This is a genomic window from Streptomyces sp. NPDC040410 (assembly GCF_055595715.1).
This window is the reverse complement of record NZ_JBVIVK010000014.1, coordinates 53047-78137: the sequence shown is the minus strand read 5'-3', so window position 1 is coordinate 78137 and position 25091 is coordinate 53047. Positions and strand designations below refer to the sequence as shown.

At 71.5% G+C, this 25091-nt stretch carries 21 protein-coding genes and 1 pseudogene; 15 read left to right on the top strand and 7 right to left on the bottom strand.

The window, feature by feature from the left end:
* Positions 1–22 precede the first annotated feature (22 nt).
* The gene (locus ACZ562_RS26045; protein ID WP_471183561.1) at positions 23–841 is read right to left on the bottom strand and encodes a universal stress protein; all 819 of its coding nucleotides are present in this window, start codon (positions 839–841) and stop codon (positions 23–25) included.
* 257 nt (positions 842–1098) lie between these two features.
* Here ACZ562_RS26045 and ACZ562_RS26040 point away from each other — a divergent pair, with 257 nt between their 5' ends.
* The 5 genes from ACZ562_RS26040 to ACZ562_RS26020 all read left to right on the top strand — a co-directional run bounded on the left by ACZ562_RS26040 (position 1099) and on the right by ACZ562_RS26020 (position 7018).
* Positions 1099–1974, top strand: coding sequence for a universal stress protein (locus ACZ562_RS26040; RefSeq protein WP_471183558.1), 876 nt, complete (start codon positions 1099–1101; stop codon positions 1972–1974).
* Complete coding sequence (locus tag ACZ562_RS26035) at positions 1967–3529, top strand: bifunctional aminoglycoside phosphotransferase/ATP-binding protein (protein ID WP_471183556.1); 1563 nt, start codon at positions 1967–1969, stop codon at positions 3527–3529. The genes ACZ562_RS26040 and ACZ562_RS26035 overlap by 8 nt, the downstream gene beginning before the upstream one ends.
* A gap of 177 nt (positions 3530–3706) precedes the next feature.
* Positions 3707–4276, top strand: coding sequence for a hypothetical protein (locus tag ACZ562_RS26030; RefSeq protein ID WP_471183554.1), 570 nt, complete (start codon positions 3707–3709; stop codon positions 4274–4276).
* Entirely contained in the window at positions 4273–5838 is a 1566-nt protein-coding gene (locus ACZ562_RS26025; RefSeq protein WP_471183551.1) for an FAD-dependent monooxygenase, read from the top strand. Before ACZ562_RS26030 ends, ACZ562_RS26025 begins: the two co-directional genes overlap by 4 nt.
* 151 nt (positions 5839–5989) lie before the next feature.
* A complete protein-coding gene (locus ACZ562_RS26020) occupies positions 5990–7018 on the top strand; it encodes an alcohol dehydrogenase catalytic domain-containing protein (protein WP_471183548.1) in 1029 nt (342 codons plus the stop codon).
* Positions 7019–7188: 170 nt separating this feature from the next.
* Here the strand turns inward: ACZ562_RS26020 and ppdK are convergent, their stop codons facing one another.
* Positions 7189–9873: a pyruvate, phosphate dikinase gene (gene ppdK / locus ACZ562_RS26015; RefSeq protein ID WP_471183546.1), complete on the bottom strand. Its 2685-nt coding sequence runs from the start codon at positions 9871–9873 to the stop codon at positions 7189–7191.
* A 747-nt stretch (positions 9874–10620) separates the two neighbouring features.
* On the opposite strand from ppdK, the gene ACZ562_RS26010 reads away from it, so the two are divergent.
* The 4 genes from ACZ562_RS26010 (at position 10621) to ACZ562_RS25995 (ending at position 15237) form a co-directional block, all read left to right on the top strand.
* Positions 10621–13314, top strand: coding sequence for a bifunctional acetate--CoA ligase family protein/GNAT family N-acetyltransferase (locus ACZ562_RS26010; RefSeq protein WP_471183543.1), 2694 nt, complete (start codon positions 10621–10623; stop codon positions 13312–13314).
* 41 nt (positions 13315–13355) lie between these two features.
* A complete protein-coding gene (locus ACZ562_RS26005) occupies positions 13356–14087 on the top strand; it encodes a CBS domain-containing protein (RefSeq protein ID WP_471183541.1) in 732 nt (243 codons plus the stop codon).
* A gap of 15 nt (positions 14088–14102) precedes the next feature.
* The gene (locus tag ACZ562_RS26000; protein ID WP_471183539.1) at positions 14103–14612 is read left to right on the top strand and encodes a flavodoxin domain-containing protein; all 510 of its coding nucleotides are present in this window, start codon (positions 14103–14105) and stop codon (positions 14610–14612) included.
* A 115-nt stretch (positions 14613–14727) separates the two neighbouring features.
* Positions 14728–15237: a flavodoxin domain-containing protein gene (locus ACZ562_RS25995; protein WP_471183536.1), complete on the top strand. Its 510-nt coding sequence runs from the start codon at positions 14728–14730 to the stop codon at positions 15235–15237.
* Between the two features lie 589 nt (positions 15238–15826).
* Here the strand turns inward: ACZ562_RS25995 and ACZ562_RS25990 are convergent.
* Both ACZ562_RS25990 and ACZ562_RS25985 read right to left on the bottom strand, forming a co-directional pair.
* Positions 15827–17017 (bottom strand): acyl-CoA dehydrogenase family protein, encoded by a 1191-nt coding sequence (locus ACZ562_RS25990; RefSeq protein WP_471183535.1) that lies wholly within the window; start codon positions 17015–17017, stop codon positions 15827–15829.
* Between the two features lie 116 nt (positions 17018–17133).
* Positions 17134–17508 (bottom strand): four-helix bundle copper-binding protein, encoded by a 375-nt coding sequence (locus tag ACZ562_RS25985; protein ID WP_471183532.1) that lies wholly within the window; start codon positions 17506–17508, stop codon positions 17134–17136.
* 117 nt (positions 17509–17625) lie between these two features.
* Here ACZ562_RS25985 and ACZ562_RS25980 point away from each other — a divergent pair, with 117 nt between their 5' ends.
* Together ACZ562_RS25980 and ACZ562_RS25975 are read left to right on the top strand one after the other, a co-directional pair.
* Entirely contained in the window at positions 17626–18021 is a 396-nt protein-coding gene (locus ACZ562_RS25980) for a DUF6479 family protein (protein ID WP_471183530.1), read from the top strand.
* A gap of 591 nt (positions 18022–18612) precedes the next feature.
* Positions 18613–19509, top strand: coding sequence for an NAD(P)-dependent oxidoreductase (locus ACZ562_RS25975; protein WP_471183528.1), 897 nt, complete (start codon positions 18613–18615; stop codon positions 19507–19509).
* Between the two features lie 266 nt (positions 19510–19775).
* Here the strand turns inward: ACZ562_RS25975 and lpdA are convergent, their stop codons facing one another.
* A complete protein-coding gene (gene lpdA / locus ACZ562_RS25970) occupies positions 19776–21188 on the bottom strand; it encodes a dihydrolipoyl dehydrogenase (RefSeq protein WP_471183525.1) in 1413 nt (470 codons plus the stop codon).
* Positions 21189–21517: 329 nt separating this feature from the next.
* Between lpdA and dhaK the strand changes: the two genes are divergently transcribed.
* Genes dhaK through ACZ562_RS25955 form a run of 3 tightly spaced genes read left to right on the top strand, consistent with a single transcriptional unit; the run spans position 21518 to position 23570 of the window.
* Positions 21518–22510 carry a dihydroxyacetone kinase subunit DhaK gene (gene dhaK, locus ACZ562_RS25965; protein ID WP_471183523.1) on the top strand — a complete coding sequence of 331 codons (993 nt, stop codon included), beginning with the start codon at positions 21518–21520 and terminating at the stop codon, positions 22508–22510.
* 48 nt (positions 22511–22558) lie between these two features.
* Complete coding sequence (gene dhaL / locus ACZ562_RS25960) at positions 22559–23167, top strand: dihydroxyacetone kinase subunit DhaL (RefSeq protein WP_471183521.1); 609 nt, start codon at positions 22559–22561, stop codon at positions 23165–23167.
* Positions 23160–23570 (top strand): PTS-dependent dihydroxyacetone kinase phosphotransferase subunit DhaM, encoded by a 411-nt coding sequence (locus ACZ562_RS25955; RefSeq protein ID WP_471183518.1) that lies wholly within the window; start codon positions 23160–23162, stop codon positions 23568–23570. The genes dhaL and ACZ562_RS25955 overlap by 8 nt, the downstream gene beginning before the upstream one ends.
* A gap of 24 nt (positions 23571–23594) precedes the next feature.
* Here ACZ562_RS25955 and ACZ562_RS25950 read toward each other — a convergent pair whose 3' ends face one another.
* On the bottom strand, positions 23595–23738 hold the full coding sequence (locus tag ACZ562_RS25950) for a hypothetical protein (protein WP_471183516.1): 144 nt from the start codon (positions 23736–23738) through the stop codon (positions 23595–23597).
* Positions 23739–24042: 304 nt separating this feature from the next.
* On the opposite strand from ACZ562_RS25950, the pseudogene ACZ562_RS25945 reads away from it, so the two are divergent.
* Positions 24043–24162, top strand: a pseudogene (locus ACZ562_RS25945) (SDR family oxidoreductase); the annotation flags it as partial.
* 32 nt (positions 24163–24194) lie between these two features.
* On the opposite strand, the gene ACZ562_RS25940 reads toward ACZ562_RS25945, so the two are convergent.
* Positions 24195–24890: a glycoside hydrolase family 75 protein gene (locus tag ACZ562_RS25940; protein ID WP_471183514.1), complete on the bottom strand. Its 696-nt coding sequence runs from the start codon at positions 24888–24890 to the stop codon at positions 24195–24197.
* Between the last annotated feature and the right edge of the window lie 201 nt (positions 24891–25091).

Sequence of the window (25091 nt, the reverse complement as noted above, 5' to 3'; positions counted from 1 at the left end):
CGTGCTCGTCGCCGTCACCGGTTCATATCTGCGGAACGACCGCGATCGGACACGGCGAGTGATGCAGTACCGCATGGTTGACCAGGCCCAACTGCAGGCCCACGTGCCCGTGACGCCTGCGGGCCCCGACGACGAGCAGATCAGCAGCGGACGCGGCCTTCAACAGCGCCCGTCGTGCCGAGCCCTCGACCACCTCGCTGCTCACTGGCACGTCCTGATACCGCTCCGCAGGGCCGCGCAGCACGTCGGCGAGCACCTGTGCCGGCGGGCGCCGCTGGGCCTGGAGGGCGTAGCCGGACAGACCCGGAGGCCCCGGGTTCCCGACCGGGACGATCCAGGCGTGCACCGCCACCAGCCGGCAGCGCCGCACACGGGCCTCGCGGAACGCGAACTCCACGGCCGTACCGCTGCCCTCTCCGTCCTCGACACCGACGACGACACTCCCGAACCGGCCGACGCGGTGCTCCGCCCCACCGCGCACGACGACGACCGGGCAGTCGGCGTGAGCGGCCACGGCCAGGCTGACCGAGCCCAGGAGCAGCCCGGCGAGATCTCCGAGACCTCTCGACCCGACTGCCAGCGCGAAGGCGTTGCGCCCCTTGTCGACCAGGGCGGACGCCGCGTCCTCGTGCAGCACCTCGCTGGACAGCCACACCGCGGGGGCGCTCTTCCTGGCTCGCTCCGAGGCGACAGCGACCAGGTCCGGCGCCTCGTGTTCATTCACGGCCGCGTGCACGAGATGGAGCGGCACCTCGTGCCGGACTGCCTCGTCCGCGGCCCAGTCCACCGCCTCCAGGCTCGCCTCGGACCCGTCGATGCCGACCACCAGGGGAACCGCCACGGCTCCCACCTCCTTTGTTCCGGAGTTCGCGCCTGCGAGCGCCCGCCTTGCCGGGGACCACATGCGCCGCGAGGAGATCTGCGGTAGTCCTCGATGTAGAAGGGCCGTGTTCTGCGGGGCGGCGCCGAGGCTCGTGCGTCGCATCGAACACGCCCCCGGCCGGACTGCACGGCCACCGGTTCACGGGAGCGGCAGCAGTCCGGACGGTGACCGCGCTCACCGTCCTTCCAGCTTCGTACGAGACGGAGGCAGTCGCCATGGAACGAGTCCTCACCGTCGGCCTCGACGGCTCACCCGAGAGCCTCGCCGCCGCCCACTGGGCCGCCGACGAGGCGGAGCAGCGCAATCTCACTCTGCGCCTGCTGCACGCGTGGCCCCTGCTGGCACCGGAGCCGGCCAGCCTCCCCGCGGAAGTCGATCAGAACTACTGGGCAAGGCGGCTCGTGCACAACGCCCAGGCGGAACTCGAGGCGCGCCACCCGGGCCTCACCGTCGTCGGCAACCTGGTCGCCGACGACGCCCAGGACGCGCTGCTCCAAGCGGCGTCGGAGTCCGAGATGCTCGTCCTCGGCTCGCGGGGTCTGACTCCCGCGGAGAGCTACTTCCTCGGCGACATCGGCATGTCCGTCGTGGCTCGCGCCGAGCGGCCCGTGGTCCTGGTGCGCGCCGAACGCCGGGATGCGGGGCGCGCGCCCGAAGCAGGTTCGGAAGGCGGCGTGGTCGTGGCCCTGAAGCTTCACGGTCCGTCCGACGACCTGCTCGAATTCGCCTTCGCCACGGCCGCGGCGCGGGGCGTTCCCCTTCGCGCGGTCCACGGCCGCAGGGTGCCACTCCACGCGTACGCCCCCTGGGGCGTGGACCACACGGTGACCGAAGAGGTCAGGCTGGACGCGCAGATGGGCCTGAACCAGGCCCTCCGCCCCTGGCGCGAGAAGTTCCCGGGCGTGGTCGTGGCTGACGCCGTCCGCCTTGACAGCCCCGCCAAGGCCGTCGTAGGAGCTGCCGAAGGCGCCGAGTTGCTGGTCGTCGGCCGACGCAAGCACCACCCCACCCTGGCCCCACGCCTGGGCCCCGTCGTCCAGGCCGCGGCTCACCACGCGCGTTGTCCTGTCGCCGTAGTCCCCCATGACTGAGCCAGGCCGCCACGGGGAGCCGATGGCGTGGGTGGGGCGGGCCGACGCCCCCGGGACTCCGTCCCTCCCGCGCGCCGAGGTGCGCGAGACCCACACCGCGGTGGTGCTGTTCCTCGGGGACCGTGCCTACAAGGTGAAGAAGCCGGTCGACCTGACGTTCCTGGACTACACCACGGTGGCCGCCCGACGGGCTGCATGCGAGAGGGAAGTCGTCCTCAACCGGCGTTTCGCCCCCGACGTCTACCTCGGCGTGGGCGAATTCCGCAGTCCGGAAGCCGACGTGTCCGAGCCCGTCGTGGTGATGCGCCGCATGCCCACCGAGCGACGTCTCTCCCGGCTCGTACGGGAAGGCGCGGCCGTCGACGACGCCCTTCGGGCCGTCGCCCGGCTGCTCGCCGCCCATCACGCGGGCGCACCTCGCAGCCGGGAGGTGGACGAGCAGGGGACGCGGGACGCGCTGTCGTCGCGCTGGGAAGCGAGCTTCGCCCAGGTCCGTGCCTTGTCCGACGACGGCACCGCGCCCGATGGGGTGGAGGAGATCGAGCGCTTGGTTCGCCGCTACCTCGCCGGCCGCGAGCCCCTGTTCGACAGGCGGATCACGCACAGGCGGGTGGTCGACGGCCACGGAGATCTGCTCGCCGAGGACATCTTCTGCCTCGACGACGGCCCGCGCGTCCTGGACTGCCTGGAGTTCGACGACCACCTTCGATACGTCGACGGCCTCGACGACGCAGCCTTCCTCGCCATGGACCTGGAACAGCTCGGCGCCCCTGAAGCCGCGGCGTTCTTCCTCGCCGAGTACGGCGAGTACTCCGGCGACCCGGCTCCCCCCTCCCTGCGCCACCACTACGTCGCGTATCGCGCGTTCGTCCGGGCCAAGGTCTCCCTGATCCAGGCACGCCAGGGCACGCCCGGTGCGAAGGCGGGAGCACGCCGACTGATCACCACCGCCCTGCGCCATCTGCGCGCCTCCGCCGTCGGGCTGACCCTCGTCGGCGGGCTTCCCGGCAGCGGCAAGTCCACGCTCTCCGGCGCGCTCGCCGACCGCCTCGGCGTCACACTGCTCAGCAGCGACCGGCTCCGCAAGGAACTGGCGGGCATCCCCGCGGAGCAGCCGGCGGGCGCCGCCTACGGCGAGGGCCTGTACTCCCCCGAATGGACCAACAAGACGTACGCGGCCCTCCTCGACCGCGCATCGACCCTGCTTTCCATGGGTGAGTCCGTCGTCCTGGACGCCACCTGGCGCGACACGGAACAGCGGGAAGCCGCCCTGCGCATGGCCGAACGCACCCGCGCCGATCTCGTTGCCCTGCACTGCCAGGTTCCGGGCGAGCTGACTGCGACCCGTCTCGCCACGCGCGCGCCCGGTGCGTCAGACGCCGCCCTCGACGTGGCCACATCCATGGCTGCCACGGAACCGCCATGGCCCGATGCCGTCAGGGTCGACACGAGCGGCTCCCTGGCGGCCGCGGTGGTCCAGGCAATGGCAGCGATCCGCCCGCACGCCGACAGCCAGGCCCCGGTCTTCCGCCGCCCCTACATGGAGCCGGACTAGACGAGTTGGTACGCCCGCACGTGCCCGGGGGGTGACCGAATACCGGCCCGCGGCACCACGTTTCGCGGGACGCGGCACATTCCCGCATGGTGGTTGGTACGGGGAATTCCGGTCCCGCGGGAGGCCTGGCAGGGCCGCGCACCGTACGCCCGTCAGGCTCTTCGGGAGGAGGCCATCATGGGTGAACAAGGTCCCCTCGCCCCTGGCGAGGCATGGCGGTCCGTGGCCGCTTGCTTCCTCTCCACCTTCGGGCTGCTCGCGGGGCGCCAAGTCCGTCTGCCGAAGGACCGGCGAGGGTCGTGGCTCCGCTTCGCCGACGGCACCTCGGCCCGGGTGTACCGGGAGACCCGCCTCGGCAGCGGCTTGGCGAAGGACCCGTGCACGCTGGTGGTCGCGTTCCGGCTGCGCCTGGTCCGCGGGCCCGCGCATGCCCTGTTCCGCGCGGAGAGCCTGCTGAACACCCCGCTGTTCGTCGGTTTCCCCGGCTTCACCTCGAAGCTGTGGCTGGCCCACGACGAGCGCGACCGCTACCGAGGGGTGTACGAGTGGGACGGCCCGGAGCGGGCCGAACACTACGCGCGCTCCCTGTGGCGGGTACTGGCGCTGGTCAGCGTGCCGGGTTCGATCCGCTACACCGTCCTGCCCGGCCTGCGCCGCGACGCGGTCCTCGCCGAGCCGGGACTGGCCGACGGCCTGGCACCGGACGACGACTCCGCGGCAGGGTGCCGCATACAGGGCACGGCATGACGACAGCGGCCGACGTCCTCGTGGTCGGGGCCGGGCCGACCGGCCTCACCCTGGCCCTCCAGGCGCACGACCACGGAGCGCGCATCCGGGTCGTCGAGCGGCGCCCCGGAGCGTTCCGGCCCTCCCGGGCACTCATCCTGCACCCACGCACTCTCGAAGTCCTGCGCCCCCTCGGCGTCACGGACGCCCTGCTGGAGCGGGCGGACACCGCCCCGACCGCCACCCTTCACCTCGGCTCCCGCACCGTCGAAGCGAGCCTCGCGGACCTCGCGCTGCCCGACACGGCGTTCCCGCACCTGTCGTTGGTACGGCAGATGGACGTCGAGAGGGTGCTGACGGGGGCGCTCGCCGACCGCGGGGTGACGGTGGAACGGGGCACGGAACTCGTCGCCGCCCGTGATGACGGGCACAGCGCATGGGCCGTTCTGCGATCGCCGAAGGGCACGGAGGAGATCCGTTGCCTCTTCGCCGGCGGCTGCGACGGCCCGGCCAGTACCGTGCGGACCTGTGCCGGCATCCGGTGGCACGGCAGGCCCTACACGGAAGAGGTGGTGCTCGCCGACCTCGACTTCGGCGGCAACCCCGGCCGTTCCGGTGCCCAGTTGTTCGCCAGGCGTCAAGGACTGCTGTTCCTCTTCCCGCTGGGCGAGCAGGCCACCTGGCGGCTGCTGGCTACGCGGGCGTCTCACAGCGGGTCCGGGCTGGACTTCGGTCAGCCCGGACCCGCCGTCCCGAGAGCCGAGCTCCAGCGACTCCTGAGCGACGCCGGACTGGACGCACGGATCGAGCGTCTCGCGTGGTCCGCGCGGGTGCCGCTGCAATACCGCCTCGCGGGGCGGTTCCGCCGGGGGCGGCTCTTCCTCGCGGGGGACGCGGCGCACAACTACTCACCGGCCACCGGCCAGGGCATGAACGCCGGCATCCAGGACGCGGTGAATCTCGGCTGGAAGCTCGGCTTCGCGGTGAGCTGCTCCGGCACTTCCACGGGCGGTCGGCGTGCCGAAGTGCTGCTCGACTCCTACGACAGGGAGCGCAGGCCGGCCGCCTGCCAACGGCTGATCCTCACACATACGGCGTTCTGGGCGGAGGCATCGACCGGCCGGATCCCCTCGTGGCTGCGCGCGGTTGCCGCTGCGCGCGCCGCCCCGGCCGTGCCGGTCCTCCTGGAGCGGCGGCGGCTGGTCGCCGAGGGCATCCGTCTCATCTCGCAGCTACGGGTGAACTACCGGCACAGCCCTCTGTCAGTGGAGGGAACGCCGCACCTCCGTGGCGCTCCCCGCCCGGGAGAACGCCTGCCGGACGCGGCCGTCAGCCTCAACGGGGCTCCACAACGGTTGCATGCACTCCTGGCCCGCCCGGGTGTGCACCTGCTGCTGCAGCGCGACGCCGACCTGCCATCGAACGCGGTCCTCGGTCCCCACGTCACCGTCCTCCGGCTGACCAACAGCCCAGGCCGTGGTCTGGTGGCCGTCCGCCCGGACGGGCATGTCGGCTTCCGGTGCGGGAGCGTCGACGCGGCCGGGCTGAGCGGCTGGCTGTCACTGATCTGCGCCGCGGCATAGCCACCAGGTCGGCCACGGCCGCCGACGGCGACCTCAGAGGAATCCAACCGTCCGACGGTGCCAGGGAGCCCGACAGTCCCAGTTGCCCGCACATGCAGTGAGAGCGACGGTGGAGGGGAGGCAGCCGAGGTAGTCAAGGAGTGGGGTGGCCATGCGAGCACTCGTCTACCACGGCCCCGAACAGGCCTCCTGGGACACGGTCACTGATCCGGCGATCGAGGACCCCACCGACGCGGTCGTACGCGTCGACGCCACCACCATCTGCGGCACAGACCTGCACATCCGGCGCGGGCACCTGCCCGACGTGAAGCCAGGAACGGTCCTCGGCCACGAGGCCGTCGGCGAGGTGATGGAAACCGGCCGCGAGGTTCACTCCATCGCCCCCGGAGATCAGGTGATCGTGTCGTCCGTCTCGGCCTGCGGCCACTGTCAGTTCTGCCGGAACGGCACGTTCGGACAGTGCCGAGGCGGGGGCGGGTGGATCATCGGGAATCTGATCAACGGGACACAGGCCGAGCTCGTACGTGTTCCCTTCGCCGACTACTCGACACGGCGGCGGCCCGGCACCCTGGCCCTCGATGACGCCGTACTGCTCGCCGAAGTCCTCCCCACCGCCTACGAGGTCGGCGTGCGCAACGGACACGTGGTCCCCGGTGACACCGTGGTCGTAGTGGGCGCCGGACCCGTGGGGCTTGCCGCGGTCATCACGGCGCGGATCTACTCGCCACGCAGAATCATCGCCGTGGACTTGTCCCGGTCCCGCTTGGAAGCCGCCATCCGCCTGGGGGCCGACGCCGCCGAGGTGCCCGGACGGCTGATCGCCGACCTGGCCGAGGGGCCCGGCGCAGACGTGGCCATCGAGGCCGCCGGAGACCCGGAGAGTTTCGTCCTGTGCACCCGGGTCGTACGCCCGGGCGGGCACATCGCCAACATCGGCACGCACGGCAAGCCGGCCACACTGCATCTCGAGGCGCTGTGGCACAAGAACATGACGATCAGCACCGGCCAGGTCGACACCTCCTCCACACCCTGGTTGCTCGACCTGGTGACATCTGGACGCCTGCACATCTCGCAGCTCGTCACCCACACGTTCGGCCTCGGCCGGATCGAGGACGCCTACGACGTGTTCTCCCACGGCACCGACACCGGCGCCCTCAAGGTCGTACTCCACCGCGAATAGAGCGCTCGAACAGGCAGCGACGCCTTCGGCTGAGGCCTGATGTACAGGTATCGCGGTCGCCGGGCGTAGCGGCGGGCACGGTGAGCCCGCCCCAGTGGGCCATCCACCTCCTTCGAGGCGCCCCCGCCGCCCTCGCTCCCAATCTGATGGGACCCTGGGCGGCCGCCTCCTCACCTGCTGTCACTTGTCTTCGTGTCCGTGAGCGCCGCGCGCCCCGCCTCCAAACGAGCCGCCGGAACACGGAAGGGCGAGCAGGAGACGTAGTCCAGACCCGCCCGGTGGAAGAAGTGAATGGACTCCGGGTCACCACCGTGCTCTCCGCACACGCCGGTCTCCAGCCGGGCGTTGACGGCCCGGCCCGCCTCGACGGCGAGTTCCACCAGCCGGCCGACGCCCTCCTGATCGAGGGTTTCGAAGGGTGAAGCGGCGAAGACACCCTTCTTGAGGTACAGCGGGAAGAAGGAGGCCTCCGCGTCGTCGCGGGACAGGCCCCAGGTCGTCTGGGTCAGGTCGTTGGTGCCGAACGAGAAGAAGTCGGCGGCTTCTGCGATGCGGCCGGCGGTGAGCGCGGCCCGGGGCAGCTCGATCATGGTGCCGATCGGGCAGTCCGGGTTCCGTCCCGTCTCCTCCGCGACCTCGGCGAGGACCCGTTCGGCCTCGGCCCGCGCCAAGCGCAGTTCCTCCACCGCCCCGACGAGCGGGATCATTATCTCTGCCCGCGGCCGACCGCCGTCACGCAGCCGCTGGGCCACGGCCTCGGCGATCGCCCGCACCTGCATCGCCACCAGGCCCGGCACGGCCAGGCCGAGGCGGACGCCGCGCAGCCCGAGCATCGGGTTCTCCTCATGCATGCGCTCGACGGCGTCAAGCAGGTCTCGGTCGTGCGCGTCGGGCCGCGCCGCGCGGGCGATGCGGACGGCCAGTTCCGTGCGGTCGGGCAGGAACTCGTGCAGCGGCGGGTCGAGCAGCCGGATCGTCACCGGCAGTCCGTCCATCGCCGTCAGGATGCCGGTGAAGTCCTCCCGCTGGAGCGGCAGCAGGGCCGCCAGCGCCTGTTCACGCTCACCGTCGTCGCGAGCGAGGATCATCGCCTCGACCAGCGACCTGCGTTCGCCGAGGAACATGTGCTCGGTGCGGCACAGGCCGATGCCCTGGGCTCCGAGCCTGCGGGCGCGCGCGGCGTCCTCGGGCGTGTCGGCGTTGGCTCGGACTTCGAGGCGGCGTACGGAGTCGGCGTGGGCAAGGGCGCTCAGCACGGCTTCCGTCAGTGGCCCGGTGTCCTCGCCGGTCTCCAGGCACCGGCCCACTTCCGAGGGGGTCAGCGGCAGGGTGCCCGGATACACGGTGCCTGAGGTGCCGTCGACGGAGACGGTGTCGCCTTCGCGGACCACCACGCCGGCAGGTGTGGTGAACTGGCGACCGCCGGGATCGATGGCCAGCGCGTCGGCGCCGCATACGCAGACCCTGCCCATCCCGCGAGCGACGACGGCGGCGTGGCTGGTTTTGCCACCGCGGCTGGTCAGGACCGCCTGTGCGGCGATCATGCCCGGCAGGTCGTCGGGGGTGGTCTCGCGTCGTACGAGGACGGTGTGCTGTCCGTCGGCCGCGCGGCGGACGGCGGCGTCCGAGTCGAAGACGACGACGCCGACAGCGGCGCCCGGCGACGCGGGCACGCCATGCGCGAGGGGCACGTCGGTGGGGCGGGTGGCGAAGGTGGGGAACATCAGCCGGGACAGTTCGGTGCCGTCGACGCGGGCCAGGCTCTCGTCCGCGGTGATGGTGCCTTCATCGCGCAGGTCGTGGGCGATCCGGAAGGCTGCCTCGGCGGTGCGCTTGCCGACTCGGGTCTGCAGGATCCACAGCTTGCCGCGCTCGACGGTGAACTCGACGTCGCACAGGTCACGGTAGTGGGCTTCCAGAGTGCGCAGGTGGTCGGCGAGTTCGCCGTACGCGCGGGGGTCGAGGTTCCTCAGTTCGGCGAGCGGTACGGCGTCCCGCACGCCGGCGACGACGTCCTCGCCCTGCGCGTCGGGCAGGTAGTCGCCGTACATTCCGCGCTCCCCGGTGGCGGGGTCGCGGGTGAAGGCGACGCCGGTGCCGGAGTCGGAGCCGAGGTTGCCGAAGACCATCGCCTGGACGTTCACTGCGGTGCCGAGATCGTCAGGGATGTGCTCGCGGCGCCGGTAGACGCGGGCGCGCTCGCTGTTCCACGAGGCGAACACCGCACGGACGGCACGGTAGAGCTGTTCGAAGGGGTCCTGCGGGAAGTCCTCGCCCGTCTCGCGGCGGATGATGGTCTGGAACTCTTCGACGATGGTGGCCAGTTCACCCGCGTCCAGGGCGTGGTCGTCGGTCACCGACAGCACGGCCTTGTGCGCGCTGATGGCCCGTTCGAACAGGGCGCCGTCGACACCCATGACGGTGTGGCCGAACATCTGCAGCAGCCGCCGGTAGGAGTCCCAGGCAAACCTCTCCTGCCCTGAGGCCTTGGCGAGTCCCGCGACGGACGCGTCGTTGAGACCGATGTCGAGAATGGTCTCCATCATTCCGGGCATCGAGAACCGGGCGCCGGAGCGGACGGACACCAGCAGAGGGTCGTCGGGGCGGCCGAGATCACGCCCCATGGTCCGCTCCAGGTGGGCCAGTGCACGGGCCACTTCGATGCCGAGCTCCGGCGGCTCCTGACCGGTTTCCAAGTAGATCCGGCAGGCCTCGGTGGTGACGGTGAAGCCGGGCGGCACCGGCAGGCCCAGCCGGGTCATCTCGGCCAGCCCCGCGCCCTTCCCGCCGAGCAGACCGGTCATCTCGCGGCTGCCGTCGGCAAACTCGTACACGTACGCCGTCGGGGTGCTCATCTCGACTCCGACCTCTCACTTGTTGGGGGAACTACGGAAACGGGGAAACCGACGGAGGCCTGCTCCCGCCCGGACCGGCGTGGACGTGGCCTTTTCCTCAGCCCGCGCGAGCCCGGCACCAGCACCGCGACCTGCTCGGCGACCTTCAGCAGGGCCACGGCCACCGGGCCCTCAACCTGCTCGTCAGACAGGCGTACGCCAAGGCCGACGCCGCGGGTGCGATTCCCCGCCTGGCGAAGATCACGCCGCGTCTGATGCCGTGGGGCAGCGTTCGAGGGATCGCCGTCCTGGCGGGGGTGCCAGTGCCAGGTGTGCATCAGCCTGATGGCGCTCTCTCGGCGTACGGCTTCGCGGGTCGCCTCACCCGGCCCGGCCAGGCTCTCCGCGGCCCCAGCGACGACAGGAAGCAACATGACGCGCACCCTCTGTGCTGCGCTCGGCGTGTTTCTCCCTACCAGCGTCGCGCGTCGGCACCCCCGGCGCGCAGGGGGCCACCGGCCCTCATCCGGGCCCATCCGGCCCATAATCGAGTGGGAAGGCGCAGGGCCGTATCGGGCACAGGCGATTCGGCCCACCGGGAGGGACCTCCAGCCCGAGGACACCGGCCTCGCCAAGATCGTGGACAGCCCACGCGAACCCGGGAAGCCCCGGGACCATCCGGCCCTACTGCGTGCCCGCCCGGCCCATCGGATCACCGGCTTCCGCGGCGGACGCTGAAGGTGTCAACCTGACGACGAAAGGCACGCGATGATCGCCAACGCAGCTTCCGGCGAGCAGGTGCACGCCCTTCTCACCGACGGCACGACCGTGTGCGTACGGCCGGCGGGTCCGGACGACCACGATGCCGTACTCCGGCTCTATGCAGAGATGTCGGAGGCGAACCTGCGTCTCCGGTTCTTCGCCGTCAGCCGGAACTCCGCCGAGCAAGCTGCCGCCCGGCTCGCCAAGCCCGCTGACTCGGGCTACCGGGCGCTCCTCGCCGAGCACGGCGGCCGGATCATCGGTATCGCGGAGTACGAGACATCCGCAGGGAGCGCCGATACCGCCGAGGTCGCCCTCGCGGTCGACGACGGCTGGCACCACCGGGGGGTGGGCACTCTGCTGCTGGAACATCTGGTCTCCGCCGCCCGCACCCACGGCATCAAGGCCTTCACCGCCGACGCGCTCGCTGACAACCACGAGATGCTCAAGGTCTTCGCCGATCTCGGCCTGCGGACGTCGCGCCACTTCGAGGGGCCGGAGATCCACTGCACGATTCCGCTCGACGAAACCGAGTATTACAAGACGTCCGTCGACGCCCGCGGGCAGGCCGCCGACGTGGCGAGTCTGACGCCGCTGCTGCGACCGAAGTCCGTAGTGGTCGTCGGGGCGGGCCGCCGGCCCGGCTCGGTGGGCCGGGCGGTGCTGCACAACCTGACCGGCGGAAGGTTCACGGGGCGGCTGTTCGCGGTCAACCCGACAGCCTCCTCGATCCTGGGGGTGCACGCCTACCCGTCCCTCCGCGCGCTGCCCGTGGTACCCGACCTCGCGGTGATCGCCGTGCCCGCCGCCGGCGTCGCACAGGTCACCGAGGAGTGCGGAGAACTGGGGGTGAGGGCGCTGCTGGTGATCTCCTCCGGGTTCGACGCCGAGCAGGCCAGGGCTCTCCTGGCGGCCTGCCGTGACCACGACATGCGGCTGGTCGGGCCCAACTGCCTGGGCGAGGCGAACACCGAGGAGACCGTGCGCCTCGACGCCACCTTCGCCGCCGCCCACCCCGAACCCGGTACCGCCGGTGTCGCCGTGCAGTCCGGCGGTGTAGGCATCGCCCTGCTCGGTGGCCTGGAACGGCTCGGCATAGGCGTGTCCAGTTTCGTCTCGCTCGGCGACAAGTACGACGTCAGCGGCAACGACCTGCTGCAGTGGTGGGAGTCCGACGGGCGCACCGAGCTGGCGCTGCTGCACCTGGAGTCCTTCGGCAACCCGCGCGCCTTCTCCCGTACGGCGCGCCGCGTCACCCGGCGCATGCCGATACTGACCGTCGACGCCGGTCGCACCGAGGCGGGCCGGCGCGCCGCCGCCTCGCACACCGCGGCCGCCGCCAGCACGACCATGACCCGGCGGGCTCTTTTCACCCAGGCCGGGATCACCGCCGCCCGCACCATCCCCGAACTCCTGGAGACCGCGGCCCTGCTGCACTCCCAGCCGCTGCCCACGGGCAGCCGGGTCGCCGTGGTGACCAACGCCGGCGGAGCCGGCGTACTCGTGGCCGACGCATGCGCGGAGGCCGGGTTGAGCCTGCCCGCGCCGACTCCCGGTCTGGTCGACGACCTGCTCGCCGTACTTCCCGAAGGCGCCGCCGTCGGCAACCCTGTCGATGCCACTGCCGCCGTCTCCGAGGAACAGCTGCGCGCCTGCGTGGACCGGCTCGCCGCCCACGACAGCGTCGACGCCGTGCTGGTCGCACTGGTACCGACCGCGGTGGCCGCGGCGACCGGCGACATCCTGATCCGGTCCCTCACCCAGGCTCCCGGGCGTCGTGCCCGCACGGTCGCAGCGGTCCTCCTCGACCAGGAGAGGCCCGTGCAACTGCTGCCGGCGGACGCGGGCCGTGTGCCCGCCTACGCCGATCCGCAGGCCGCCGCCCGTGCCCTCGCCCACGCCGTCGAGCGCGCCCGTTGGCTGGCCCGGCCGCTCGGCACAGTTCCCGACCTCGAGGGCGTCGACACCGAGCGCGCCCACGCGGTCGCCACCCGCTACCTGGAACGCAACCCCGAGGGCGGCTGGCTCGATCCGCGCACCTGTGCGGAGCTCCTCGACTGCTACGGCATCCGGCAGTCGCCGTGGTCCTGGGCGCAGTCCGAGGACGAGGCGGTGCGGGCCGCCGAGCGTCTCAGGGGGCCTGACGGGCTGGTCGTCCTCAAGGCGTACTGGCCGGGGCTGCTCCACAAGACGGCCGAGCACGCCGTCCACCTCGACCTGCGCGGCGACGCCCAGGTGCGCGCCGCCTTCCGGGACTTCGACGTCCGGTTCGGCCACCTGATGACCGGTGCGGTGGTGCAGCCGCTGGCGCCTCGCGGCATCGAACTGTTCGCGGGCGTGGTACAGGACGAGGTGTTCGGGCCCCTGGTCCTGTTCGGACTGGGCGGCACGGCCACCGAGGTGCTCGCCGACCACGCCGCACGGCTTGCCCCGCTCACCGATCTCGACGTACACGACCTGATCACCGCGCCGCGCTGCGCGCCGCTGCTCTTCGGGGGCGACGGCAACCGCCCGGTGGACCTGGAAGGGCTGGAGCAGCTGCTGCTGCGCCTGTCCCGGATGGCAGGCGACCTGCCGCAGCTCGCAGATGTCGACCTCAACCCAGTGCTCGCCCGGCCCGGCCTCGTCACCGCGCTCGACGCCCGGATCCGGCTGCTGCCGCGCCGAGCCCACGACCCCTATCTGCGCAGGCTCCGCTGAGCCGGCACAGACCCGTGTGCTCCTGAGGAAGGCGGAGGACGATGAAACACAGCAAGGTCGGTGTGCTGATGACGAGCGACGTCGTCAGCGCCGAATACGACACGCCGTTCAAGGAAGTCGCCCGGCTGCTCGCCGAGCACGGGATCAGCGGACTGCCTGTGGTGGATGACGACGAGAGGGTCATCGGAGTGATCTCCGAGACCGATCTGATGGTCCGCCAAGCCGAGACACCCGACCCGTTTGAGCGGGAACGCCGCTTCAGGTGGCGACGTTTGACCCCGAGCGCCCGCACCCGCCGCGCCAGGGCGCACGCCAGGACGGCCGGACAGTTGATGTCCCGTCCGGCCGTCACCATCCACAGCGACGCGACCATCGTCGAGGCGGCCCGCGTCATGGCACGTCACCGGGTGGAACGGCTGCCCGTCGTGGACGAGGAGGAGCGGCTCGTCGGCATCGTCACCCGCCGCGACCTCCTGCAGGTCTTCCTGCGCCCCGACGCCGAGATCCGCACCGCCATAGTGGACGAGGTGCTGGTGCGGGCCATGTGGCTGGCGCCTCAGGCCGTCGACGTGGACGTCCACGAGGGCGTGGTGACCCTGACCGGTCAGCTGGAGCGGCGCAGCGAGGTCACCTCAGCAGTGCACATGTGCCGTGAGATGGACGGCGTGGTCGCGGTCGTCGACAAACTCACCCATCAGTTCGACGATTCCCGTCTGCGGCCTGAGGAGGAGGCTCCGCACGGGGTTGCCGACGACTGGCTGCGCGGGCTGTGAGGAGCTGTACCGATCATGACGGAGACCGTGCTGGTCGCCTACGGATCGACCAACGGCTCGACGGCCGAGATCGCCGAGCGCGTCGGTGAAGTCCTGACCAAGGAGGGGCTGACGGTGGACGTGCGTTCCGCCGCTTGCGTCCCGGATGTCGCGCCGTACGAGGCTGTCGTACTCGGCGGCGGACTGTACGCGGGCCGCTGGCAGAGCGACGCCCGCCGCTTCGCCCGGCGTCATCGCAGGGCCCTGGCGGAGCGTCCGGTGTGGCTGTTCAGCAGCGGACCTCTGGACCCCTCCGCGTCAGAGCGGGACATCCCGCCGGCGCCCGGCGTGCGGCGAGTCGCGGACCGTGTCGATGCTCGCGGTCACATCACCTTCGGCGGGCGCCTGGAGGGAGACGTCAAGGGCCGCATTGCCCGGATGATCGTCAACTCCGGGAAGGGCGGCGACTTCCGCGACTTCGAGCAGATCGCCGCCTGGGCGACGAGGGTGGCGCGGGATCTCGCGAGCGAACTGCACCAGCTCTAGACTCCGCAACCCCGTAACACCGGCCGTGTGCCGGAGGCAGCGGAATGTCGACGGTTCGGCGCGCCTCTCGCCAGCAGCGGAGTGGCATGGCGGAGAAGGAATGTGAGGTGACGTCATGGACGTCCTGGTGGGATACGCGACCGCGCACGGTTCGACGCGCGAGATCGCCGAGCGACTGGCCGCCAAGCTGAGGGAGGCGGGGCTGAAGACGGAGGCGAGGGCTGTCGAGACGGTGGACGACGCCGACGCGTACCGCGCGTTCGTCCTCGGCAGCGCTGTGCACGGGCAGACGTGGCTGGCTCCGGCCAAAGACTTCCTGCGCGCCAACCTCGACGTGCTGGGTCCCCGACCCGTGTGGATCTTCAGCGTCGGGATGCCGGATGCACTGCGCGGACCGTGGAAGCGCCTGGCGCCCAAGGAAGCCCCGGCAATCACCGAGAGCCTGCCTGGTGACGTCTCGTACCGGGATCACCGGCTCTTCTCCGGTGTCGTTGGGCGGTCCCAGCTGCCCCGCTCGGGGCGGATCCTGTTTCGCCTGGTGGGCGGGCGGTTCGGTGACTTCCGCGATTGGGACGCCATCGACCACTGGGCGTCCGGGATCGCTGCCGAGCTGACTCGTACGTGACGGAGGCCAGGGACGGCAGCTCACTCCTGGAGTGGTTGGGCGTCGCCGCAGCGATGAGTGGCAGACGGTGCACTGGGTCGCAGGCTGGGGTCAGCACCGGCAGCTGCATCGTCGGTCCGCTCTTCTTTCCCGGCACGGACATCGCAGCGGAGGCGAGCTCAGGGCCGCGCTCTCGTGCTTGAGGTTGCAGCCGACCGTACGTCCAGTCGAACGCCAGCAGACGGGCCAGTGCCGCCGGCGAGGTGATGTCCCAGGACGTATCCGGAAGCAGCTGCAATGATCGAGTCATCCGCATCCGCCCTGACCTGGTGACCGGCGTGCTGCTCACCCGCGGCAGGCGAGGAGGCGGAAAACCCGAGTGGTGGTCGGGGACGGCGGCGTAGAAGACGTGATAGTCGGCGAACTGGTCCGTCGACCTCTTCGGCGAGTTCGGAGAGGTGCTCGGCGGGCGGCCACCCTCTGGGGGAGTCATCACCCCTTCGAAACCGCGGCCACAACAGGAGTGCCCAGCGATCATCATTTCGCACGCTGCACCCAGTGCCAGCTATCAAGCCCAAGTGCCCACTGAAGAGCCCAGTCACAAGCAGGCTTATCGCCGTACCCGCGCCATCCCCAGACCGATCCAGGAGATGATCTCCCGCTGGATCTCGTTGTTGCCGCCGCCGAAGGTGAAGAGCACCGCCGAGCGGTAGCCGCGTTCCAGCTCGCCGTGCAGCACCGCGCCCGCAGAGCCCTCCTTCAGGGCACCGGCGGCCCCGACGACCTCCATGAGCCACGCGTACGCGTCCCGGCGCGCCTCGGAGCCGTACACCTTGACGGCGGAGGCGTCCTGCGGGGTGAGGGTGCCGTCCTGGACGGCGCTCACCATCTGCCAGTTGAGGAGCTTCAGCGCGTCGAGCCTGGTGTGGGTGCGGGCGAGCAGGCGCCGCACCCAGGGGAGGTCGACGACCCGGCGCCCGTCGGCGAGTTTGGTCTCCCTCGCCCAGCGCTGGACGTCGTGCAGGGCACGGATCGCCATGGTGCCGTGCGCGGCGAGGATGGCGCGTTCGTGGTTGAGCTGGTTGGTGATCAGCCGCCAGCCCTGGTTCTCCTCGCCGACCCGGCGGGTGACGGGAACGCGGATGTTCTCGTAGTAGCCGGCCGTGGTGTCGTGCGAGGCGAGGGTGTTGATGACGGTGCAGGAGTAGCCGGGGTCGGTGGTCGGCACGAGGAGCATGGTGATGCCCTTGTGCGGCGGGGCGTCCGGGTCGGTACGGACGGCGAGCCACACCCACTCGGCGGTGTCGCCGTTGGTCGTCCAGATCTTCTGGCCGTTGACGACGTACTCGTCGCCCTCCCGCACCGCGCGCGTCTTCAGGGAAGCCAGGTCGGTGCCCGCGTCCGGCTCGCTGTAGCCGATCGCGAAGTCGATCTCACCGGAGAGGATCTTCGGCAGGAAGTACGCCTTCTGCTCGTCCGTGCCGAACTGCATGATCGTCGGGCCCACGGTGTTGAGCGCCATCAGCGGTAGCGGGACGCCCGCCTGCGCGGCCTCGTCGAAGAAGACGAACTGCTCCATCGCCGTCAGGCCGCGCCCGCCGTACTCCTTCAGCCAGCCGACACCCAGCCAGCCGTCGGCGCCGAGCCGTCGGATCGTCTCGCGGTAGAAGCGCTTCTGGGCGGCGGGGTCCGCGTAGCGGGCGGAGTACCGGGTCGAGGAGTGGTCCGGCACCAGGTCGGCGAAGTAGGCGCGCAGTTGGGTGCGCAGGCGTTGCTGCTCGGGCGTGTGGTCGAGATGCACGGCGCCTCCAGGCTCCCAAGGCCGGTCCTGACGGCGCACACCGTAGAACGTGTTCCAGAAATAGGAATGCCGAGGAAGCACTCGGCTCTGCGCGGCCGTCACTCAGCACTCAGCACTCAGCAGAGCGTGGCGATGAAGTCCGTGCACGCCTGGGCGCACTCCCGGCACGCCTTCGCGCTGTCCTCCGCGCCCGGCTGCCCGTCGAAGACGTGCGCGCACTCCAGGCACACCGTCCGGCACCACTCCAGCTGGACCCGGATGCCGGCTTCGTCCTGGCGGTTCTCCTCGGACAGCACCCGGCAGGTCGCGTCACACACCTCCGCGCACATGATGCCCTTGCGTCGTACGAGTTCCTGCCGCTCGGTAGCGTCCGGGTCCACGAGGCTCGCGCGAAGCGCGCACGCCCGCGCGCACTCGGTACACGCTTGCGCGCACGCGAATCGGTCCTCCAGGAAGCGGAAGAGCTCCTGCTGGGATGTCGTGGATGCCACACTCCGCGGGTAGCCGCCGCCGAAGTCGTCAAACCCCGTGTCGTGCGGGGTTCGGGGTCCGCGGCAAGCCTGCCGGTTCGGCCGGTTCATGGAGAGGACCACGGGTACCCGCGCGCCATGAGTACCGCATGGATGGACATGGCATCGATCGACACGGCCTCGGTGGACACTGCCGCGAGCCGGGGTGCACTCGGCGTCGGGCTGGTCGTGGTGGGTGTGGTGGTAGTGGCACTGCTGATCGGCGCCTTCTGGATGGGCGCCCGCGTCAGGCGGCGCGAACCGCCGCCGCCGAGCCCCGAGGAGCAGCCGCGGCTGCCGGAGGGCGGCCCGGTCCGTGAGGTCCGGGAGAACCGGGAGCCCGACGAGGTTCCCAGGAGCGATCACCGCCTCACGCCGCACCAGCTGCCCGGGCACGGAAACACCGGGACCCGGACGAGCCCGTCGCAGGGGCGGTCCCGCTGGACCGAGGGCAGCAGTGGCTCGTTCGGCAGCGGCGGACCGGGCGGCCGCTGAACACGTGGATGCCGCAGCGCGGGCTCCCCTGTGTCACCGGCGACCTCGCCGCAGCCCTTCGGACCGCCGCCGCACGGTACCCCGACCAGCGGGGCGAGCCGAGGGGCTGACCGCACGCAGGGGGCGCCGCATGTCGTCAGGGTACGGTCGCGAGGTCCCGAGGCGCGCAGCATCACGGGGTGCGGTCGCGAGGTCCCGCGGCGCGCCGCGTCACGGGGTGCGGCCACGTCCGGGTCGGCGCCGCCTCGTCCTTGGGGCGACCCATCTCCAGATGTGCTGCCCGGGGAGTCGTACTCGACGGCCCCTGAAGGCCTGACGAGGTCGGCAGTTTCTGCGCCGGCCTCGTCCCGCGGATGGTGGGGGCGCCGGCAACGGCCGCCGACATCTCCTTCCCGGACGGCGGCGGGCCCGAGCCGCTCGACGCGCCGACCGCCCGGCTGGCGGCGAGCCCGCCCGGCGGCCGGGGTCGCATCCTGACGCGGGTGCCGCCGCGCCCGGTGCACCCCGCCTCTGCGGGGGCACCCGCGCGGTGGCATCGTCGGTTACGGCCGCGTCACCGCACACGCACAGCCACACAGGGAAGCCGACGTCATGACCGACAAGCTCACCGTGGGTGTCCTGGGCACGGGGATCATGGGGGCCGCGATGGCCCGCAACCTCGTCCGCGCCGGGCACACCGTCCGCGCCTGGAACCGCACCCGCGCCAAGGCCGAACTGCTCGCCGCCGACGGCGCCCTCATCGCCGGCACCCCCGCCGAGGCGGTCCAGGACGCCGATGTCGTCCTGACGATGCTGTACGACGGCGCCGTCGCCCTCGACGTCCTGCGCGAGGCGGCGCCCGCCCTGCGCCCCGGTACCGCCTGGGTGCAGTCGACCACCGTGGGCATCGACGCCAACGGCGACCTGGCCGCCTTCGCCGGTGAGCACGGTCTGGTGTTCTACGACGCCCCCGTGCTCGGCACCCGCCGGCCGGCCGAGGCCGGACAGCTCACCGTGCTCGCCGCCGGTCCGGTCTTCGGCCGGGAGAAGGTGACGCCGGTCTTCGACGCCGTCGGCGCCCGGACCATGTGGATGGGAGAGGACGGATCGTCGGGCAGCGCCACCCGGCTGAAGCTGGTGACCAACAGCTGGGTGATCGCCGCCACCAGCGCGGCCGGCGAGGTCCTCGCCCTGGCGAAGGCCCTCGGCGTGGACCCGCAGAGTTTCTTCGACCTCATCGCGGACGGGCCGCTCGACATGGGCTACCTGCGCGCCAAGGCCGGACTCGTCCTCAACGACCAGCTCTCCCCTGCCCAGTTCGCGATCACCACCGCCGCCAAGGACGCCCGTCTCATCGTCGAGGCGGGCGAACGCAACGGCGTCCGTCTGGACGTGGCGGCCGCGAGCGTGGCGCGGCTGGAGCGCGCCGCCGCCCAGGGTCACGCCGACGAGGACATGGCCGCCGCCTACTTCGCCAGCTTCGACGAGAAGCCCTCAACCTCCACCTGACGCCTGACGCCTGACGTCTCACGTCTCACGTCTCACGTCTCCCCCCTCACGTCTCACGCCTCACGCCTCACGCCTCACGCCTCACGCCTCACGCCTCACGCCTCACGCCTCACGCCTCACGATCCCAGCCGGACGCGCCGAAACCACCGCCTGACCGACCCAGCCTTCGCTTCCCGGCCCTCACGCACGCGAGGGGCCCGGGGCCGGGACACGCCCATGCCGAAGGCGCTGGTCGACCGCCGGGGGCCCGCCAGTCGCCGGAGGCACTACATGTTGATCATGTGGCCGGCCAGGCCGTGCACCGCCTCCTTGACCGCCTCGCCCAGGGTCGGGTGGGCGTGGACGTTGCGTGCCACCTCATGGACGGTCAGGTCCCACTGCTGGGCCAGCGTCAGCTCCGGCAGCAGTTCGGTGACGTCCGGGCCGATCAGGTGCCCGCCGACCAGCTCGCCGTACTTCGTATCGCTGATCAGCTTCACGAAGCCGGTCGTGTCGCCCAGGCCGTGCGACTTGCCGTTCGCGGTGAACGGGAACTTCGTCACCTTCACGTCGAAGCCGTTCTCGCGGGCCTGCGCCTCCGTGTAGCCGAAGCTGGCGATCTGCGGCTGGCAGTAGGTGGCCCGCGGGATCATCACGTAGTCGAGCTCCATGGTCTCCGCGTCCGCGATCGTCTCGGCGGCGATCACGCCCATCGCCTCGGCGGCGTGCGCGAGCATGAGCTTGGCGGTGACGTCGCCGATGGCGTAGATGTGCGGGACGGAGGTGCGGCAGCGGCCGTCGATGTCGATCGCGCCCCGCTCGGAGACCGTCACGCCGGTGGTCTCCAGGCCGTATCCGGTGACGTTCGGGGCGAAGCCGATCGCCTGGAGCACCTTGTCGGCCTCCAGGACCTGCTGGGAGCCGTCCTTGCCGGTGACCGTGACGCGGACTTGAGAGCCGGTCTCGTCGACGGCGTCGACCCGGGTGGAGGTGAGCACGTCGATGCCCAGCCTGCGGTACTGCTTGGCCAGCTCGGCGGAGACCTCGGCATCCTCCAGCGGGGCCATCCGGTCCAGGAACTCGACGATCGTGACCTTCACACCGTAGTTGTGCAGCACGTAGGCGAACTCCACGCCGATGGCGCCTGCGCCCGCGATCACGATGGACTGCGGCAGGTCCTCGGCGAGGATCTGTTCCTCGAAGGTCACCACCCGCGACGTACGGCGGGTGCCGGGCAGCAGCTTGGGTGTGGCGCCGGTGGCGACGATGCAGTGGTCGAAGCCGATGGTGCGGGTGTCGCCCTCGTAACCGGCCACCTGGATGGTGTGCGGGTCGAGGAAGGTGCCCCGGCCGTCGATCTCCGTGATCTTGTTCTTCTTCATCAGGTAGTGGACGCCTTTGACCCGCCCGTCGGCTACCTTGCGGCTGCGGCGGAAGGCCTCGCCGTAGTCGAAGGAGACCTGCCCGTCGACCTTGATGCCGAAGGTCTTCGCCTCGCGGGTGATGATGTGCGCCAGCTCGGCGTTGCGCAGCAGCGCCTTGCTGGGGATGCAGCCCACGTTCAGGCAGACGCCGCCCCAGTACTTCTCTTCCACGACGGCGACCTGTTTGCCCAGCTGGGCGGCGCGGATCGCGGCCACGTACCCACCCGGGCCCGCACCCAGTACGACGACATCGAAACGTTCGTCCTGCTCGACCATCGGGACTTCCTTTCTCACGGAGCCGCCCGACTGCACGCCCCGCCCGGTTCGGGGCCGGTACGACCATGTTCCGGCCGCGGGGTGCTGCCTCGCCAACGCGCCGCATGATCCAGCTCCTTGCCGAGCGCTTCGCCCGACCGTGCACACGCCCGTTGGCACCCGTGCACGTGACCTGCGCTCCCCTCAGCACCGATACTGCTGAGAGCGGGCCCGCAAACCCGCCGACCCGCTTCCGACCACCATGGACCGCCAAGATCGAGAACCAGCAAAACCACTCTGACCTGCAAAAACACAGGTAAGAGGCCCACCTGTCTCAGCCGGAGGTAGCCATGAGGATGCTCATCAACGTCCCGGAGACCGTGGTCGCGGACGCACTGCGTGGCCTGGCGGCCGCTCACCCCGAGCTGACCGTCGACGTCGAGAACCGGGTGATCGTACGACGGGACGCCCCCGTTGCCGGAAAGGTCGGTCTGATCTCCGGCGGTGGCTCGGGGCACGAGCCGCTGCACGGCGGATTCGTGGGTCCCGGGATGCTCTCGGCGGCCTGCCCCGGCGAGGTGTTCACATCGCCGGTGCCCGACCAGATGGCACGGGCGGCGGCCGCGGTGGACAGCGGGGCCGGGGTGCTCTTCATCGTGAAGAACTACACCGGAGACGTGCTCAACTTCGACATGGCGGCCGAGCTCGCCGAGGACGAGGGCATCCAGGTCGCGAAGGTGCTCGTCAACGACGACGTCGCGGTCACCGACAGTCTCTACACGGCCGGGCGGCGCGGCACGGGCGCGACGCTCTTCGTGGAGAAGATCGCCGGGGCCGCCGCCGACGAGGGGCAGCCGCTGGAGCGGGTGCAGGCGGTCGCCCGGCAGGTCAACGAGAACTCCCGCAGCTTCGGTGTCGCGCTCAGCGCGTGCACCACCCCGGCCAAGGGCAGCCCCACCTTCGACCTGCCACCCGGCGAACTGGAGCTGGGCATCGGCATCCACGGTGAGCCGGGGCGGGAGCGCAGGGCGATGATGACCTCGCGCGAGATCGCCGACTTCGCGGTCAACGCGATCCTGGAGGACATGCCCCCGCGCGACCCCGTACTCGTCCTGGTCAACGGCATGGGCGCGACCCCGCTCCTGGAGCTGTACGGCTTCAACGCGGAGGTGCAGGGGGTGCTCACCGAGCGCGGTGTCGCCGTCGCCCGCACCCTCGTCGGCAACTACGTCACGTCGCTCGACATGGCCGGTGCCTCGGTCACGCTGTGCCAGATCGACGAGGAGCTGCTGCGGCTGTACGACGCGCCGGTCAGGACGCCCGGGCTGCGGTGGGGTATGTGATCCGGCGGAGAAGGCGATCACCACGTACCTACCAGGCAAGGAGATCCAGTGCTCGACGCCGATTTCTTCCGCCGTTGGATGACGGCGACGGCCGCGTCGGTCGACCGTGAGGCGGAACGGCTCACGGCCCTCGACTCCCCCATCGGGGACGCCGACCACGGCACCAATCTCCATCGCGGCTTCACCGCCGTGACCTCCGCGCTGGAGAAGGAGACTCCGCAGACGCCGGGAGCCGTCCTCATGCTCGCCGGGCGGCAGCTCATCTCGACGGTCGGGGGTGCCTCGGGTCCGCTGTACGGGACGTTGCTGCGCCGTACCGGCAAGGCCCTCGGGGAGGCCGACGAGGTCAGCGCGGAGCAGTTCGCCGAGGCCCTGCGGGCCGGGGTGGACGCCGTCATGGCGCTCGGCGGTGCGGCGCCGGGCGACAAGACGATGATCGACGCACTGGTGCCGGCCGTGGACGCGCTCGGCGAGGGCTTCGCCGCGGCGCGGGCCGCGGCCGAGGAAGGTGCCCTGGCGACCACACCGTTGCAGGCCCGCAAGGGCCGGGCCAGCTACCTCGGGGAGCGCAGCATCGGGCACCAGGACCCGGGTGCCACCTCGTCGGCGCTGCTCGTCGCGGGACTCTGCGAGGCCGCGGAGGCCGACGGTGAGTGACGAGAAGCTGGTCGGGATCGTGCTGGTGTCGCACAGCGCGCAGGTCGCCGCGTCCGTGGCCGAGCTGGCGAAGGGACTGGCGGGCGGGGGCACGGAGGTGCCCGTCGCTCCCGCGGGCGGCACCGCGGGCGGCGGCCTCGGTACGAGCGCCGAGCTGATCGCCGCGGCGGCCGCCTCCGTGGACCGGGGGGCCGGCGTCGCCGTCCTCACCGACCTCGGCAGCGCCGTCCTCACGGTGAAGGCACTGCTCGCCGAGGGCGACGAACTCCCGGACCGCACCCACCTGGTGGACGCCCCGTTCGTCGAGGGGGCGGTGGCGGCGGTCGTCACGGCGTCGACGGGAGCCGGCCTGGCGGCGGTGGAGGCGGCGGCCGCGGAGGCGTACACCTACCGGAAGGTGTGAAGCCGCCAGCCGGCCGGGTGCCCTTCAGGCGATCTCCTGCGCCGCGACGGCGAGGGCCGAGCGGATGGTCTCGGTCAGCTCGGCCTCCGCCGTTCCCGGGCCGGTCGCCGCGTCGGTGGTGCGCCAGCCGTGGTGCTCGACCGCCGCGCGCAGCGCCGCGTTGGACATCGCCGCCTGATCGCCCTGATGAGGGCTGTCCTGGGGCAGCCGGACACGCTCAGCAGGCGCGCGGCGAACGCCGGCTCGGCCTCTTCGTACGTCTGGCGCCAGACCGCGCGCAGGCCCGGCTCGGTGCGGGTCAGGCGCACCAGTACTCCGACGGTGGCGCGGGCCGGCCCGCCGCCGAAGCCCCGCCGGGCGGTGAACGCTCGTCGAAGAGCTGCTCGAAAGGCTGCCCCGGACGCCAGTCCCTCAGGCAGGCGGCGATCGCCCCGATGCCCACCGAGAACAGCGGCCGTACGAAGCTCTCCGAATCGGCCGGCCGGCGCAGCCCCGGGAGCAGGCCGCCGCCATCGTGTGCCTCGCCTCGGACGCCGCCAGCAACATCAACGGTGTGGTCCTGCCCGTCGACGACGGCCGGCCGGCCGTCTGACGCATCCTCAGGGCCGGGCGGAGGGAAGCGGTTCACCGGCTCCGCACGAACTGCCTCGCCAGCCGCTCCCCCGCCTTCACAGCGGCCGCGTGGTCCTCGATGGGCGTCACCCGCGTGTCCTTGAAGACGATGTACGTGACGCCGGAGTCCGTGCCGCCGCCGCGCGGGCCGGGGCGGATACCGAGGGCCTTGGCGGTGGCGTAGGACGCCTCACCGATGACGTCGTACGGGCCGACGTCCCCGACGACCGCGTACACCACGCGGTCCTCGTGTACCACGGCAGCGAGGGAGCCCCCGCGGACACCGTGGTCGCGGTGGTTCCAGATGCCGCTCGGGGCGGGCACCACGATGTACGGGAGGCGTTCGGGCTTCAGATAGCGGCCGTCGGACTGCTGGTAGGCCGTGGAGCCGGAGAAGTACGGGTCGGTACGGCGGTTGCAGCGGGGGCCCGGCCGTCCGTCGCAGTCGATGTCCATGTCGGCCTTCCAGAAGACCGCCTGTGTGGTGCCGCACACCGGGATGCGGGCGCGCGCGCCGTCGTCGCTGCGGTAGCGGCCGCGGGAGACGGGGGTGCAGTCACGCACCCTGGCAAGCAGGTCCGCGGCGCGGACGTCGCCCTCACGCCTCATCACAAGCTCCTCGTGGGCGTGAGGCCTTGGGGCGGGCATTGCCGTGGGGGCGAGCAGGACGGCGCCTGCCGCGACCAGCGTCAGTGACGGGACATGCACGATGGTGGCCCTCTCCTCGGGGACATGTGCCGAACACGCGGCCACATCTGTTCCCGTTCCGGGCACACGGCCACCACCAGGGGGCCGGACGGCGCACATCCCGGCAGGGGCCGGGGGCCTGAGCCCGTGTCGGCTCCGGCCGCCCGGCCACCCACGTCCGGCGCGGGATCAGCGACGACAGCGGCCCGCGCCACCGGCTGA

Excerpts from the sequence above, each read along its gene's own strand:
- lpdA (WP_471183525.1), bottom strand. The coding sequence starts at position 21,188 with ATGGTCGAGCAGGACGAACGTTTCGATGTCGTCGTACTGGGTGCGGGC.
- ppdK (WP_471183546.1), bottom strand. The coding sequence starts at position 9,873 with ATGAGCACCCCGACGGCGTACGTGTACGAGTTTGCCGACGGCAGCCGC.
- ACZ562_RS26035 (WP_471183556.1), top strand. The coding sequence starts at position 1,967 with ATGACTGAGCCAGGCCGCCACGGGGAGCCGATGGCGTGGGTGGGGCGG.
- ACZ562_RS26030 (WP_471183554.1), top strand. The coding sequence starts at position 3,707 with ATGGGTGAACAAGGTCCCCTCGCCCCTGGCGAGGCATGGCGGTCCGTG.
- dhaK (WP_471183523.1), top strand. The coding sequence starts at position 21,518 with ATGAGGATGCTCATCAACGTCCCGGAGACCGTGGTCGCGGACGCACTG.
- ACZ562_RS25995 (WP_471183536.1), top strand. The coding sequence starts at position 14,728 with ATGGACGTCCTGGTGGGATACGCGACCGCGCACGGTTCGACGCGCGAG.
- ACZ562_RS25950 (WP_471183516.1), bottom strand. The coding sequence starts at position 23,738 with ATGTCCAACGCGGCGCTGCGCGCGGCGGTCGAGCACCACGGCTGGCGC.
- ACZ562_RS26020 (WP_471183548.1), top strand. The coding sequence starts at position 5,990 with ATGCGAGCACTCGTCTACCACGGCCCCGAACAGGCCTCCTGGGACACG.
- ACZ562_RS26005 (WP_471183541.1), top strand. The coding sequence starts at position 13,356 with ATGAAACACAGCAAGGTCGGTGTGCTGATGACGAGCGACGTCGTCAGC.
- ACZ562_RS25980 (WP_471183530.1), top strand. The coding sequence starts at position 17,626 with ATGAGTACCGCATGGATGGACATGGCATCGATCGACACGGCCTCGGTG.
- ACZ562_RS26000 (WP_471183539.1), top strand. The coding sequence starts at position 14,103 with ATGACGGAGACCGTGCTGGTCGCCTACGGATCGACCAACGGCTCGACG.
- ACZ562_RS25975 (WP_471183528.1), top strand. The coding sequence starts at position 18,613 with ATGACCGACAAGCTCACCGTGGGTGTCCTGGGCACGGGGATCATGGGG.
- ACZ562_RS26010 (WP_471183543.1), top strand. The coding sequence starts at position 10,621 with ATGATCGCCAACGCAGCTTCCGGCGAGCAGGTGCACGCCCTTCTCACC.
- ACZ562_RS26040 (WP_471183558.1), top strand. The coding sequence starts at position 1,099 with ATGGAACGAGTCCTCACCGTCGGCCTCGACGGCTCACCCGAGAGCCTC.
- ACZ562_RS26025 (WP_471183551.1), top strand. The coding sequence starts at position 4,273 with ATGACGACAGCGGCCGACGTCCTCGTGGTCGGGGCCGGGCCGACCGGC.